The following is a 12,978-nucleotide window of genomic DNA, read 5'->3' as shown; positions in this document are numbered from 1 at the left end:
CGGCCTGTGAGGAGCACCGCCGGTCGCTCGCCGACTTCCTGGACGTGCGCGGATTCCTGCGCAGGGTGGACAGGCTGTAGGCATCGGCTCCGCACCTGTGACGGGCGGCCGACGGCGCCCGGCCGTCGCGGTGGGCGCGGTCAGCGGAGGGAACCGGAGAGGGCGACCTCGTAGACGTGGACGAGTTCCTGGCTGATCCGCTCCCACGAGTAGCGGGACCGGGCGCGGTCGGCGCCGGCGAAGCCGAGCGCGGTGCGGCGGGTCGGGTCGGCGAGGAGTTCGCGGGTCAGGCGGGAGGTCTGCGCGGGACGGTCGGCGGGCACCAGCAGGCCGGTCACCCCGTCCACCACGGAGTCGAGGTGGGCGCCCACCGCCGAGGCGATGACGGGCACGCCGCAGGCCATGGCCTCCAGCACGACGACGCCGGCCGGAGCCTCCTGGGGCAGGGAGACGACCACGTCGGCGCTGCGCATCAGCTTGGCGACCGCGGAGTGCGGGATGTGCCCGAGAACGGTGATCCGATCGTCGACGCCGATCTCCTTGGCCAGCAGCATCATGCGGTGCGCGTCGGCGTCGTGCTCCAGGTCCGCGACCGCCGGGCCACCGGCGATGATCAGCTCGGCGTCGGGGATGCCCTCCAGGGCGCGGATCGCGGTGTGCACGCCCTTCTCCGCGGTGAGCGGCCCGACGTGCAGCAGGCGGGGGCGGGTACCGCGGGCGGAGGCCGGCCCCTGACGGCGGAACCGCTCGACGTCGACACCGCACGGGATGACCGAGATGCTGCGGCGCGGCACGCCCAGCCGGATCAGCGAGCTCTCCTCGTCGCCGCACCCGGCGATCACCGCGCTGGCCCGGCGCCCGATGGCCCGCTGCAGCCGCACACGCTTGGCGTCGCGGGGGTGCTCGCTGCTGAACGTCTGGGTGAACGGCACGTTCAGGCCGTTCGCACCGGCGATGGCGGCCAGCCCGCCGGTCCAGGAGTGCGCGTGGATGACGTCGGGGCGGTCCTGCCCCCAGCGGTGCATCAGCTGGTCGCCGAGGTCGGAAAGGTAGGGCAGCACGCTGTCTTCCGGAAGATCCTGCGCGGGCCCGGCGGTCAGGTGCTCAAGCGTGACGCCCTGCGACACGCGAACTTTGGGCTTGTCAAGGTCGGAGTTTCTCCGGGCGTAGATGGTGACCTTGTGTTCCCGGCCGAGTTCACGGGCAACGGCCATCAGGTGAGCGCGCTGGGAGGCGAGATCGGACTCGTCCCGGGTGGAGGAGAGAGCCTCGGAGGAGACGAATGCAATGTTCACGGCACACCTCTGGGAGGAGATAGGCATGGAAAGCCTGTTATTCCTTCAGGGGTGCCTGCGTCTTAGGCACACGTCTGCATTGCCCTAACCATACCCCGATCTCAGCCGGAGCCAAACCCGCGGAGGTCAATACCTCCTGCTCTGCCGTGACTCCTCGGCCCTGGCGCTCGGGACGTGCAGCTGGATCACACATCCATCCCGGTCGTTGTGGATGTCGAGGCGGTCGCACAGCTGCCGGGCGATCCACAGCCCGTCCCCCGGTCCCGGCGCCGGTCCCGGCGGGAGGAAACCGGCGACCGGGTCGGTGACGCGCCTGCCTCGGCGGTCGACATGGCAGGTGATCGCGCCCAGCCGCTCCCACAGCCGTACTGTCACGGGCGGCTCCAGCAGGGTGGCCACCTCGTGGGCGGCGACCGAGAGCAGGGTCGCGCGGTCGTGGCTCAGTCCCATGCAGGAGGCCTGGCCGGTGACGAACGCCCGCAGGGCATGGAGCGTCTCCACGTGCGCGCCGGCCGAGCCTTCCTGCGGTTCGAGAGGCGGGACGGAGTCGCACTCGCCGATGAAACCCACCGGATCGGTGTACTCGGGGCAGGACACCATCGAGACGCCGTCCTCGGAGAGGGTGGGATGGGTGCGCCTCGCGGCGGCGACCACCGCCTGACCCGCGGTCCTGGTGTCGTACGGGCAGATCATCCAGACGTTGGTGCCTTTCAGCAGCAGGTTCAGGCCCGACTCCATGCGCTGCCAGGCCCGCACGTCGGCGGGCGCCCGGCCGGCCCACACCGGTTCGGCGAGGATCCGCACGTGACCCCCGCGCGGGGCCTCGGGCCCGCGCCGCTGCCAGTAGCGGTGGAAGGCCGTGGCGCGCTCCACGGTCCGGCGCCCCAGGAACGCGCTCTCCGCGTAGTCGACCAGGCGGCCCTCCCTGCCCAGGGCAACCGCCAGCAGCTCCAGATTGGCCGAGGTGGTCGTGACCATCACCGGATCGCCCTTGGCCAGCCCGTCCCGGACGAACGGCAGCGCGATCTCCAGGAAACGCCGGTCGGAGCCGTAGACCGCGGCCTGGTGGATGGAGGTCATGGAAGATCGTCGTGGTCGCGGGAGCGGCGGGGGCGCCCGTCGGGCCCGCTCCAACCGGCAGGGGGCCGACGCGTCGAGGGGGAGCCGCTCGGTCTCGGAGCCGGCCCGCTCCAACCGGCAGGGGACCGACCCTGAAATGATCTCATTCTCCGCCCCACCTGGCCGGACACGGGCGCCGCCGGGTGCGGTCCCTCGTCGCTCGGTGAGACCGGCAGGCCACGCCGAGTTAGCCAAGTTATACGACACGCAGGGCGAGTATCACGATCTCATCCCAAACTCTCCCGCCGGAGAACGCGTGCCGGTCCTCCTCCACCGTCTTGACGATCTCGGCGGGGGAGCGCGTCACGCAGCGTGCCAGCACGTCGGCCAGCCTGGTCTCGCCGTAGGACTCACCGAGCTCGTTCTGCGAGGCGACCAGGCCGTCGGAGTAGAAGACCAGGGTCTGGCCGGAGGCCGGCGTGAGCTCCTCGGTGAACATCTCGGCCTCAGCGGCGATGCCCAGCGGCACGCCGCCCCCCGCGGTGAACCGCACCCCGCCGTCGGGCTGCAGCAGCGCGGCGGGGTGGTGTCCCGCGCTGGCCAGCCTGATCTTGCGCGCCCGGATGAAGCCGGTCACGGCCATCACGAACATGCCGTTGTGCTGGGCGGTCAGGGCCTGGTTCAGCTTGCGCATCACCTCACCGGGGTCGGATTCCCAGACGCTGAGCACGCGCAGCCCGTTGCGGACCATGGCGCTGACCGACGCGGCCTCCTCACCCTTGCCCACGGCGCCTCCGAGGGCGAAACCCCACCCGTCATGTGTGCGGAAGACGTCGTAGAACTCGGCGCCGACCGGGCTGGAGCCCGCGTTGTAGATGGCGGCGGCCTCGAATCCGGGGATGTCCGGCAGGCTCCGGGGCACCACGCTGGTGCGCAGCGCGTCGGCGGCCCGCGAGCGGGTCTGGAAGCTGCGCCGGGCGCGCAGCGCGAGCCCCAGATGGACGCCGATCTCCTCCATCAACCCCAGATCGGCCAGCGAGAACGGTTCACGGTCGCGCAGGCGCACCAGGGTCAGGGAGCCCAGTACGTCGTCCTCGCCGCCGATCGGCACGATCAGCACCGAGGCGGCACCCATCACCCGCAGCAGGGGCGGCCCGCCGGGGACGTCGCCGAGCAGCCCCTCGTCCTCCAGCATCTCGTGCACCACGCCCGAGCCGCCGGTCAGCACGTGCGCGATGGCCGGTGCGGCCAGCGGGTTCAGCTGTTCGGCGAGGCGGACCAGCTGGGTCACCGGCTTGTCGCTCGGGCCGAGCACGCAGGCGCGGGCGGGGACGCCGTCGCGGATCACGTCGGCGATCACCCAGTCGGCCGACTCCGAGGCCAGCAGCCGCGCGGCCCTGGTGACGGTCACCGGCTGGCGCAGGCTCTCCTCGTCGAGCAACAGGCGGGTCATCCTGGCCAGCAGTTCCTGCCGGCGTGCCGCGGCCATGACCAGGGTGGCGTCCGACCGGTCGGCGGGGCCATGGGGCGGCCCCGCCACCTGCGCCTCCAGCGGCAGGATCATGACCGCGACCATCTCCTGCGGCTCGCCCGGCATCGTCAGCCGGGTGACGGCCAGCTGCACCGTGTGCGCGCGGCCCTGGTGGGCCAGCCGCGTCTGGAACGTCGCGGTCTGACCGCCCTGCTGGACCGCCGTCAGGTGCGAGCGGAACGCCGCCCGACGGGAGACGTCGACGAACAGCGGGAACGAGCGGCCGATCAGATACCCCGCCGGGCTGCCGAGCATCCGGGAGGTCTCGGCGCTGATCCGCCGGACCACACCCGAGGCGTCCAGCACCACCAGCGGGACGGGGAAGGTGCGGAAAACCTGCCGCAGTAGCTTGAGCTCCCGCTGCGATCCGCTCTCCCGCTGGCCCGACCGCCTGGGCGCCTTGCGCAGCTCGCGCACGGAGGTCTCCAGCAGTTCGCGGGCGGTGTCGAGCTCCGCCAACGCCGCGTCAAGTGTGGACCGGGGGTCGGCGGGGTAGGCGGACTTCGCCTCGCGCAGGGAGGAGACCCTGGCGCTCAGCGCGCTCAGCGCCTGCTCCAGGCTCTGCAGGCCAATGGCGTCGGTCAATGCTCGTCCTCGTCAGGGGCCGGAGTGGGCTGGTCCCGTCGTAGACGGTACGCCACCCCGATAGGTCGAATCGATCCGTGGTCGGATAGTGGTTAAGTTAGTGACACAGGGAGGGGAGCCGCGAGATGGACATGGTCACTCCCGTTCTGGCCCGGGATCTGGCGGTCCTCGGCAGGGTCAGCGAGGAGACGTCGAGCGAGAGCGTGCTACGCGGGCTCACAGCCACCCTCGCAGGCGGTGTGCCCGGTTGCGCGGGCGGGTCCGCCGAACTCTGGCGCCAGGAACGCATGGTCGTCTCAGCCTCTCACAGCGAGCTCATCGTGCTCCTCGACGGCGAGGAGGAACTCGGTGAGGGGCCTTCGACCGAGGCCCGCGCCACCGGACGCCACGTGGTCGTCCAGGACGTCCTGCGCGAGTCCCGCTGGCCGGCGTACGTCGGTATGGCGGTCCGCTGCGGCGTCCGCTCGGTTCTGGTGATGCCGATCACCATCGAGCACGCCGTCCTGGTTCTCGGCCTGTACGGCGTGCGTCCCGGCGTCTTCGCCGCCAGGAACGTCCCACCGCTGGCCGACATGCTCGCCGAGCAGGCAGGGGTGGCGCTCGCCAACCTGTGGGACTACGACGAGGTCCGTACCGACGCCGCCCAGATGCAGGAGGCCCTGGCGGGCCGGGCGATCATCGACCAGGCCAAGGGCATCATCATGAAGTCCAGCGGCTGCTCGGCCGAGGCCGCCTTCGACGAGCTGCGCCGTATCTCCCAGCACCACCAGGTGAAGGTCGCGGACCTGGCCAGGCTGCTGGTCGACGAGCACCAGCGCAACCAGGGCGAGAAAACCGGCTGAGCGGGCGTCCACCGGCGCCGTGTCGAGGGCGGTGAGCCGTAGTGGTGATCGGGTCTGGTGCCCACGGGACAGAGGAAAGGGAAGCCGATGATCCATCGACGGAGTGGGGGAGCGGGTGGCTGACCTGCTGCGTGTCTCTGTCGCCGAACTGGCGGACGGCGCCGCCGACGGCCCGTTGCTCGACATGTCCAAAGGGGTGTGCGAGCCGATCGTGGGGGTGGAACTGGACGGCGGCGCCGACGCGGCGACGCTGGACCGGGCGCTGACGCGGGCACGCGCCTGCGACCGGCTGCTGATCGGGATCACCGGGAAGCCGTTGCCCGCACAGGCGGTGGGTCTGGCGCAGGCGCTGGATCTGACCCTTGTCGGGACGGCCGGGCCGACCGGACGCGAGTGCGTCGCCGTTCCCGACCCCGAGGAGCGGCTCACGGCCGTGCACAGCGCGGCGCTGCGCAATCCGCAGACCTCCGTTGTCTTCGGCGCCGTCCTCAGGATGACGGAGGCACTGGAGGTCAGCACCGCGCTGGACGTCGAATCCCTGGCCTACTCGACCCTGCTCGGCGGCCCCGAGTTCCGCCGCTGGCTTGATGGCCGCCGCCGCCGGCCGGTGCCCGTGGCGGTGGCACCACCGGTGCTGATCGACCGGGCCGGCGACCGCCTGCTGATCACGTTGAACAGGCCGGAGCGGCGGAACGCCTACGGACGGGAGGTCCGTGACGCCCTGGTCGAGGCCATGCGCCTCGCGGTGCTCGACGACACCGTTACCCGGGTGGTGATCGACGGTGCCGGGCCGTCCTTCTGCTCCGGGGGCGACCTCGACGAGTTCGGCACCACTCCTGATCTCACCACCGCGCATCTGGTGCGCACCCGCGGCGGCGCGGGAAGGCTCGTTCACGAGCTCGCGGACCGGGTCGAGGTACGCGTGCACGGTAGCTGCGTCGGAGCCGGGATCGAGTTGCCCGCCTTCGCCGGAACCGTGATCGCCGACCCCGGGACCACCTTCCGCCTGCCGGAAATCGGCATGGGGCTGATCCCCGGCGCGGGCGGCACGGTCAGCATCCCCCGGCGTGTCGGCCGCTGGCGCACCCTCTACCTCGCCATGACCGGTGAGCCCATCGACGCGGCGACTGCCCTGTCGTGGGGGATGGTCGACGAGGTGATGCCGTCAGGGTGATCAGACGGGTCGCCCGGCCCACCGGATGCCCCGTGAGGCGGAGGAGGGGCTCATGACGGAGTCATGGGCGACGCCGCCGCCGGGCGGCCGCGGTAGGCGTGAGGATCCATGGAAAACGCCTCAGCCGAAGGCGGTGATCGCGTCGTCGATCGTGTCGTAGAGGGGCAGCCGCTGGGCCAGACCGGTGATCCACATCACTTTGGTCTTGGCGTACTCCACTCCGATGAGCGCGAACTTGGCGCCGGCGGTGGTGCTGACCTGCCAGTGGTGGACGATCAGCCCCAACGCCCGCGAGTCCATGAAGGTCACGCCGCCCAGATCCAGTGCCATGTCCAGGCCGTGCTCGCTCGTCTGTGCCGCCAGGTAGTCGGCGAACTGGTCCCTTGTCGTCGCGTCCAGCAGGCCCGTCACCCGGATCACGTTGATCCCACTGACGAGCGCCGACGTGAGAGTCAGGGCTGCAGATCTCTCACCGTTCTCCGACACCGTCACTCAGAGCCTCCTCGCACCATTCGATTAGCAACCTTACTGTTACCTGCGGGCGAGTAATACTCCAGGATTCAGGGGAATGGTGGAACCAGAGGTCCAGCAGAGGGCCTCGCCTCGAAAATCAGTCGAGGCGATGCCGTCTGCCCGGACGTTGCTCCGTGGTCGGCTCGCCCGACAGTAATACCAGGGAGCAGCAATGTCTGTTCAGGCACTCGACATCACCGACATGACCGCTGAGGACCTCCTCGCCGAGATGTCCCTGCCCGAGGTCTCCGACCACCGAGCCGAGCGCCTGCGTGAGCGCATCGTCGAGATGCACCGCCACCTCGCCATGGAGATCGCCCGCCGCTACCGTTACCGCGGCGAGCCGATGGAGGATCTTCTGCAGGCCGCGTACGTGGGGCTGATGAAGGCCATCAACGGCTTCGACCCGACCCTCGGGCACCCCTTCCGCGGCTACGCCGTGGTCACCATGACCGGTGAGGTCAAGCGCCACTTCCGCGACCGCACCTGGGCCATTCGCGTCCCCCGCGTCTACCAGGAGCGCAGGGCCGAGCTGAACCGCCTGGTAGCCGACCTCAGCCAGGAGTTCGGCCGTGCCCCCACGGTCGCCGAGCTGGCTGTGAGGATGCACATCTCCGAAGAGGACGTGTTGCTCACCCTCGACGCCTCCGCCGCCTACAGCGCGCTCTCGCTGGATGCCCCCCTCGGCGCCGACGACGACGCGGCGGCGCTTGGCGACGTCATCCCCGAGGAGGACGACGCGCTGGGCACCCTCGTGGACCGCGAGGCGATCAAGCCGTTGATCGACAAGCTGCCGACGCGCGAGAAGAACATCCTGCTGCTGCGCTTCTTCGGAAACATGACCCAGGCCGAGATCGCCGCGGAATTCGGGATCTCCCAAATGCACGTCTCCCGTATCCTGCGAAAGGTGCTCGACCAGCTCCGTGCGGAACTTGTCGCCGAATGCTGAATACACACTCTGTTACCGGGCACCTCAGTCGGCGACAACGGACGTGGCGTAAGGTGCCTTTGAACGAATCCCGGATTCTGAGGACGACAGCGGACCGGGACAGGGGAGGCGGATCTCGGGTGAACGAGGACGGTGTTCGTCCGGCTCGCTTCACGGCGAGCGGCGCCCGTTCCAGGATTTCTCCCGCGGGGACCGCGGTGGCCGAACTCGCCTTCTGCCTTCCCGATCTTCCCGACGTGCGCGACTTCGCCGCCGCCCAGGCCGTGCGGAGCGGCATGTCACAGGACGGACTCGCCGATTTTCTGGTGGCGCTGAACGAGGTGGCCACCAACGCGGTCACCCACGGCCACACCAGCGCCAAGGCCATGCTGCGGATGTGGACCGTCGGCCGGACCCTCGTCGTGGAGATCCACGACGAGGGGCAGTGGGACCCCGGGCCCTCCCCGGGGGAGACGCCCCCGGGGCCGCACGCGACCAGCGGCATGGGCCTGTGGGTGGCCCGGATGGTCAGCTCCGACATCAAGTTCGAGACCGGGGCCGCGGGCACGTTCATCACCATGTCGTTCAAGGTCTAGCCGTTCCTCCGGCTTTTCCGGGCCGGAGGAACGGCTTTTCCGTCTGCGCCCGGACGCCGGTCCGGGCGCTTCCTGATGGCTGACTCTCCGAACCGTTTTCCGAGGTTCGAACGGGAAGGGGTCCCGCCCATATGGGCGGGACCCCTTCCCGTTCGGCGGTCGTACCTCCGGGGGTCAGCGCCTGCGGCGCCAGCCTCCGCCCCCGGTGGTGGTCCGAGGGCCGGCCGAGCCGATCCCGGCCTGATGCAGAGCGAGGAGCAGAAGTCCGAGAAGCAGGAAGGTCGTCCCGCTGATCCCACCGATCCTGGTATTGATCAGGTCGAGCAGGAGTCCGAGGCCGAACACGACGGCGGCGGCGATGGCGAGCATGGTCACCTCGTCCCAGCGGAGATGTCGAGAAGCTGTTCCAGGGTCGTGCGGTAGTCGCGCAGGGCGGTCCGCAGATCCTCGGTGTCGTTCTTCTCGGTGTTCTTCCAGCGTCCCTGGAGCTCGGTGGTCCGAACCTCCAGAGCGTTCCTGAAAGAGGTCGTGATCTCGTCGAGCAGGGAGTCGGCCCGCTGTACCGCGTCGCGCGGGTCGTCCACGAACCCGGCCTGGACCTCCTGCCAGCGCCGCAGCACATCGTCGGAGTCATGGTCGAAGAGGGTCTCGGCCGTGGCGGGTGCCCGGTCGGCCCGCTCGGTGCCGGTGAGGCTCGCGCCCTCGTCGAGCACGTCGCCCTGCCGGTCCGCGGCACTTCCGGGGAAAGCGGGGGTCATCGGGGAGTCGGTGGCGGGCACGTGGTCACGTACGGCGTCATGCGCGGTGTCGTCCACGGTGTCGTCCAGGGCGTCGTGCGAGCCGGTGCCGGTCACCGGCGTACCCGGGGTCATGGCCGGGTCCTGGGGGAGCGCGTCGCCGTCGCGGTCGGCCGGCACGTTGCGCCGGTCGCCGGGCAGGGGGGCGCGGGTATCGGTGTCAGGGGCGGATGGCTCCTGCTTGTGGACCAGTCGGTCGTTGTCCGGGTTGAAGCGATTGTTCACGTCGGGTCACCGTCCTTGGGGATCGCGTCGGTAGGCTCGCTCGTTGCCGTCCGTGGTCTCGGGGGTGGCGGCATCCGGCTGCCTGGGATCATGGTGATGGGGGTCGCGGTCGGCGAGATCGGCCTGCCGGGCACTCCGCCCACCGTTGACCTCGCTGCCGGGAGCCGCGAGCAACTCCTCGAACAGGGCGCGGTAGTGCACCATGGCCTGCCGGAGCTCCTCGGTTGAGGCCTCCTTGTGAGCGGCCCTGCTACTGATCTCGTGGGCCTGCCGGTAGTGGTCGAGAGTGCGGCCGTGCGCGACGGACAGGTCGGAGAGCCGCTGTTCGAAGTCCTCGGTCGGGTAGCCCCGTTCGGCCATCACGGAGGTCACCAGATGGTCGGCCTCCGTCACCGCGAAACCGGGAGCGTCCACGAAACGTTCCTGGACCTCCATCCACTTCCTCGTGTAGATCTCGCGCGTCTGCGCGTCCAGGGTGCGGATGTCGAGGGAGCTGAAGCGCTGCTCGCGGGCTCTGAGCTCCTGCTCGGCGTCGCGCCTGCTGTCACGCTCCTGCAGAGTACGTTCGTACTCAGGGCCGAAGCGGTCACGAAGTCGATGCCGGCGTTGCTGCTGCAGTACGAGATAGCCGACTGCGGCGATCACCACCACCGCGACGGCCACCCAGATCACGGTGGACATGTCTGCCTCCGGTTGTGTAGGCGCTTGTCCCCGTGCGCTGCCCTGGGGTCAGGCCTCGAAACCGGCCGCCGACATTTATTGCCTCCCCGCCACTTCATCTGGATTTGATGTTTTAGCAGGTCCTGTCGGGTATTGGATATTCTTTTACCGCGTTTTCGAATGCGGTTCCCGGCTTCGGCGGCCGCCTATGAATTACCCATGGCAGGAATCCCGGGCCCGATCTCCGATTTACCGGCCTGCGGGCCGGTATCCGGTCCCGGACCTTCACCCCTTGGCGCGGGGATCGGTGCGGTCCACAAGTCGGGCCTGCACTCCCGGAGGGCGAACCGGTGTCCGGTCCCCAGACCGGGCCTGCACTCCCGGAGCATGAACCGGTGTCCGGTCCCCAGAGCGGGCCGTCAGCCCCGGTCTGCGGAGTGCTCGGCTCCCAGGCCGGGGATGAAGGATCAGGCATGCATTAGCCCGTCAGGCCTGCTCCTCGGAGGGGGCGAGAGCTCTGCGGGCCTCGGCCAGCACCCTGGCGGCCAGCCAGTCGTCCGTGGAGGCGGGAACCTCGGTGAACCCCCTGCCGGACTCGTACGAGATGTCCAGGCCGGCGGCGACCAGTCGCCCGGCCCAGCGCAGCGCCGTGTTCAGCTTCTCGGCGGGGATCGCCCGCCCCTGCGCCACGGACGACAGGTTCCGCAGGTTCGTCGCGGGCCCCGACTGGCTGTGCGCGCGGTCCAGCTTCCAGGGGATGGCCCGCGAGTGATCGAGCATCGGCTTCGAGAGCCCGGCGGCCCGTTTCGCCTGCAAGATCCCGGACTCGCTCACCCCGAACCGCGCCGCCAGTTCCGCGTTCGACAGCCCCCGCCCGGCCAGCCGCCGCAGCTCCTCCTGGTCGATCAACGCCTTGCGCCCCACGCACCCTCACCTTTCGCGCGATCGCCTGTCCTGACGGACGTCGCCGTGTGCGAAGCCCACCCGATCTGCGCTAAGGTTATGACGTGCACCCGAGAGGTGCGCAGCACAACCGGGACGTAGCGCAGCTTGGTAGCGCACTTGACTGGGGGTCAAGGGGTCGCAGGTTCAAATCCTGTCGTCCCGACCAGGTTTTAGCTGGTCGGCAAGGGTGTCACCCGAAAGGGAGACACCCTTTCTGCATTCTGAGTGACTAACTGAGTGACTATCGCTCCCATCACGTGAAGATCCGGTCCATCGTCTCCGCGCCGCCGAGCAGAACCGGGCGGATCTGCTTTCGGTAGACCGCCTCTGTCACCGCCGTCCCGCTGTGGCCGACGAGTCGCGCGATGTCCTCCAGGGGTACGCCGGAGTCGGACAACAGCGAGACGAAGCTGTGCCGCATCTCCCGAGGAGTCCAGTCCTTCGCGGGCAACCCGGCGTCTTTCACGATCTTCCGGAACGCCCGCCGTACGTTGTGGGAGTCCAGGGGAGTACCGACCAGAGATACGAGATCGGCTACAGCGCCGAACTCGCCGACGACACCAGCGCGGTATTCACCCCCGAAGAACTCGCCGACAACGGCATCGCCCTAATGATCTAGAAGTCCAGCCGCAGAGCGTGATGTTGCTGGCGAAGGTGCCTGAAGGCCACAGGATTCGTCGGCCGTTACCCACGAGAACAACCTCCTGCGGCAAGCGTCTGGCTGATTATTGCCGGAGTAACCGGCCTGGTGGCGAGGCGCTGTAACTAGGGCGAGATGTCGGAGTGTAAAGATCACGCTGCAGCCCTTCACCGTGTTGGGTACGCGTGGGAGGACGTTTTCAGATGAGGCGATGGATCGCTGCGTCGGCCGTCATGCTGGTCGTCCCGATGGTGGCTGGATTCGGTACCACTGCGGACGCCCAGGGGGCTCCCGCCGACCCGATCGACGCTCTCAAGCGCCAGCTCGTCGAGAACCGGGGGGTGAAGATGTCGATGGTCCGCACCGCCACGGAGGAGAAGAAGGAGAAGGATTACGTCTGGACTAAGGCCGTCGCCGAGTTCGGCAAGGGCAAGATCGTAGCCGTCGATATGGCACATGACTCCGACCGCGTAAAACGGATCGACCCCGTACGGCAGATCATCTTTGAGGGCCGCCAGTACATCCAAAACGACTACATACCCGACGGCAAAAGCTGGCTCCTCAATGAGAACAACGAGGTCCGGCCGGAATTGGACGCTGGCTGGATCAAGCTCGCCGATCCGGTCATGCTGAAGGCGGTGCTGGCCACCACCAAGGTCAAGCGCCCCGCAGGCATCTACGACGGCACTCGTACCACGCTTTACCAAGGCACGATCACCCTCGGTCAGCTCTACAAGGCCTCTCCCGGATTCCCCTTCGGACTCGTGGTGAAGCCCACCGAAGAGGAAGCGAAGGCCAAGATATCTTGGCGGCTCTGGCTCGGTGAGGACCAGCTGGTGCGCAGGGCCTGGGGTTCGTGGAGCGAACCGTTCTCCAAAAACGGTGACGTCCACGTCTCGTATGTCGTCGATGCTCGTCTGACCGGCTGGGGCGCCGAAACCGACATCGCAGTTCCTTCCGCCGATGATGTGGTGACGCCCTCGGACTGGTCGATGCCTGAGACCTCCGTCCCCCTGAATCCGGCCGCCGGATAACGACCGCCGCTCCAAGCGGCCAAGGCGTCCCGATATCCGGTGTACACGAAGGCGCTCCAGCCAGAAGGCCACGATCCACGACTGGAGTGTTGACCTCGCGACCAACAGGACGCCGATCATGAGGTGGCTCAGAGTTTCTTTACTGGTTCAAGAC

Annotated in this window: 15 protein-coding genes and 1 tRNA gene; 7 read left to right on the top strand and 9 right to left on the bottom strand. The window is 68.9% G+C overall.

Annotation, left to right across the window (positions count from 1 at the left end; genetic code table 11):
- Positions 1 to 140: 140 nt before the first annotated feature.
- The 3 genes from ABT061_RS46585 to ABT061_RS46575 form a co-directional block, all read right to left on the bottom strand.
- Positions 141 to 1,295, bottom strand: a complete 1,155-nt coding sequence (locus ABT061_RS46585; RefSeq protein WP_350930139.1) for a glycosyltransferase — start codon at positions 1,293 to 1,295, stop codon at positions 141 to 143.
- Between the two features lie 126 nt (positions 1,296 to 1,421).
- Positions 1,422 to 2,375 carry an anti-sigma factor RsbA family regulatory protein gene (locus tag ABT061_RS46580; RefSeq protein WP_350930138.1) on the bottom strand — a complete coding sequence of 318 codons (954 nt, stop codon included), beginning with the start codon at positions 2,373 to 2,375 and terminating at the stop codon, positions 1,422 to 1,424.
- Positions 2,376 to 2,610: 235 nt separating this feature from the next.
- The gene (locus ABT061_RS46575; protein WP_350930136.1) at positions 2,611 to 4,470 is read right to left on the bottom strand and encodes a SpoIIE family protein phosphatase; all 1,860 of its coding nucleotides are present in this window, start codon (positions 4,468 to 4,470) and stop codon (positions 2,611 to 2,613) included.
- A gap of 125 nt (positions 4,471 to 4,595) precedes the next feature.
- Between ABT061_RS46575 and ABT061_RS46570 the strand changes: the two genes are divergently transcribed.
- Positions 4,596 to 5,312, top strand: coding sequence for an ANTAR domain-containing response regulator (locus tag ABT061_RS46570; RefSeq protein ID WP_350930135.1), 717 nt, complete (start codon positions 4,596 to 4,598; stop codon positions 5,310 to 5,312).
- A gap of 115 nt (positions 5,313 to 5,427) precedes the next feature.
- Entirely contained in the window at positions 5,428 to 6,486 is a 1,059-nt protein-coding gene (locus tag ABT061_RS46565) for an enoyl-CoA hydratase/isomerase family protein (RefSeq protein ID WP_350930134.1), read from the top strand.
- Positions 6,487 to 6,606: 120 nt separating this feature from the next.
- Here the strand turns inward: ABT061_RS46565 and ABT061_RS46560 are convergent, their stop codons facing one another.
- Positions 6,607 to 6,978 carry an STAS domain-containing protein gene (locus tag ABT061_RS46560; protein WP_350930133.1) on the bottom strand — a complete coding sequence of 124 codons (372 nt, stop codon included), beginning with the start codon at positions 6,976 to 6,978 and terminating at the stop codon, positions 6,607 to 6,609.
- Between the two features lie 193 nt (positions 6,979 to 7,171).
- Here ABT061_RS46560 and ABT061_RS46555 point away from each other — a divergent pair, with 193 nt between their 5' ends.
- Both ABT061_RS46555 and ABT061_RS46550 read left to right on the top strand, forming a co-directional pair.
- Entirely contained in the window at positions 7,172 to 7,948 is a 777-nt protein-coding gene (locus tag ABT061_RS46555) for a SigB/SigF/SigG family RNA polymerase sigma factor (RefSeq protein ID WP_350930132.1), read from the top strand.
- A gap of 119 nt (positions 7,949 to 8,067) precedes the next feature.
- Positions 8,068 to 8,523 carry an ATP-binding protein gene (locus ABT061_RS46550; RefSeq protein WP_350930131.1) on the top strand — a complete coding sequence of 152 codons (456 nt, stop codon included), beginning with the start codon at positions 8,068 to 8,070 and terminating at the stop codon, positions 8,521 to 8,523.
- Between the two features lie 174 nt (positions 8,524 to 8,697).
- Here ABT061_RS46550 and ABT061_RS46545 read toward each other — a convergent pair whose 3' ends face one another.
- The 4 genes from ABT061_RS46545 to ABT061_RS46530 form a co-directional block, all read right to left on the bottom strand.
- On the bottom strand, positions 8,698 to 8,892 hold the full coding sequence (locus ABT061_RS46545; RefSeq protein ID WP_350930140.1) for a hypothetical protein: 195 nt from the start codon (positions 8,890 to 8,892) through the stop codon (positions 8,698 to 8,700).
- Between the two features lie 2 nt (positions 8,893 to 8,894).
- Entirely contained in the window at positions 8,895 to 9,545 is a 651-nt protein-coding gene (locus ABT061_RS46540; RefSeq protein WP_350930130.1) for a hypothetical protein, read from the bottom strand.
- A gap of 6 nt (positions 9,546 to 9,551) precedes the next feature.
- Positions 9,552 to 10,226, bottom strand: a complete 675-nt coding sequence (locus tag ABT061_RS46535) for a hypothetical protein (protein WP_350930129.1) — start codon at positions 10,224 to 10,226, stop codon at positions 9,552 to 9,554.
- 465 nt (positions 10,227 to 10,691) lie between these two features.
- On the bottom strand, positions 10,692 to 11,129 hold the full coding sequence (locus tag ABT061_RS46530; RefSeq protein ID WP_350930128.1) for a hypothetical protein: 438 nt from the start codon (positions 11,127 to 11,129) through the stop codon (positions 10,692 to 10,694).
- 110 nt (positions 11,130 to 11,239) lie between these two features.
- Between ABT061_RS46530 and ABT061_RS46525 the strand changes: the two genes are divergently transcribed.
- A tRNA-Pro gene (locus ABT061_RS46525) sits at positions 11,240 to 11,316 on the top strand.
- Between the two features lie 87 nt (positions 11,317 to 11,403).
- Here the strand turns inward: ABT061_RS46525 and ABT061_RS46520 are convergent.
- The gene (locus tag ABT061_RS46520; RefSeq protein ID WP_350930127.1) at positions 11,404 to 11,616 is read right to left on the bottom strand and encodes a tyrosine-type recombinase/integrase; all 213 of its coding nucleotides are present in this window, start codon (positions 11,614 to 11,616) and stop codon (positions 11,404 to 11,406) included.
- Between the two features lie 27 nt (positions 11,617 to 11,643).
- On the opposite strand from ABT061_RS46520, the gene ABT061_RS46515 reads away from it, so the two are divergent.
- Both ABT061_RS46515 and ABT061_RS46510 read left to right on the top strand, forming a co-directional pair.
- On the top strand, positions 11,644 to 11,769 hold the full coding sequence (locus ABT061_RS46515) for a hypothetical protein (RefSeq protein ID WP_350930126.1): 126 nt from the start codon (positions 11,644 to 11,646) through the stop codon (positions 11,767 to 11,769).
- Positions 11,770 to 11,993: 224 nt separating this feature from the next.
- Positions 11,994 to 12,824, top strand: coding sequence for a hypothetical protein (locus tag ABT061_RS46510; protein ID WP_350930125.1), 831 nt, complete (start codon positions 11,994 to 11,996; stop codon positions 12,822 to 12,824).
- Positions 12,825 to 12,978: the final 154 nt, after the last annotated feature.

Source organism: Streptosporangium sp. NPDC002544 (genome assembly GCF_040295965.1).
Taxonomy (GTDB): domain Bacteria; phylum Actinomycetota; class Actinomycetes; order Streptosporangiales; family Streptosporangiaceae; genus Streptosporangium.
This window is presented reverse-complemented; position numbering and strand designations above follow the sequence as displayed.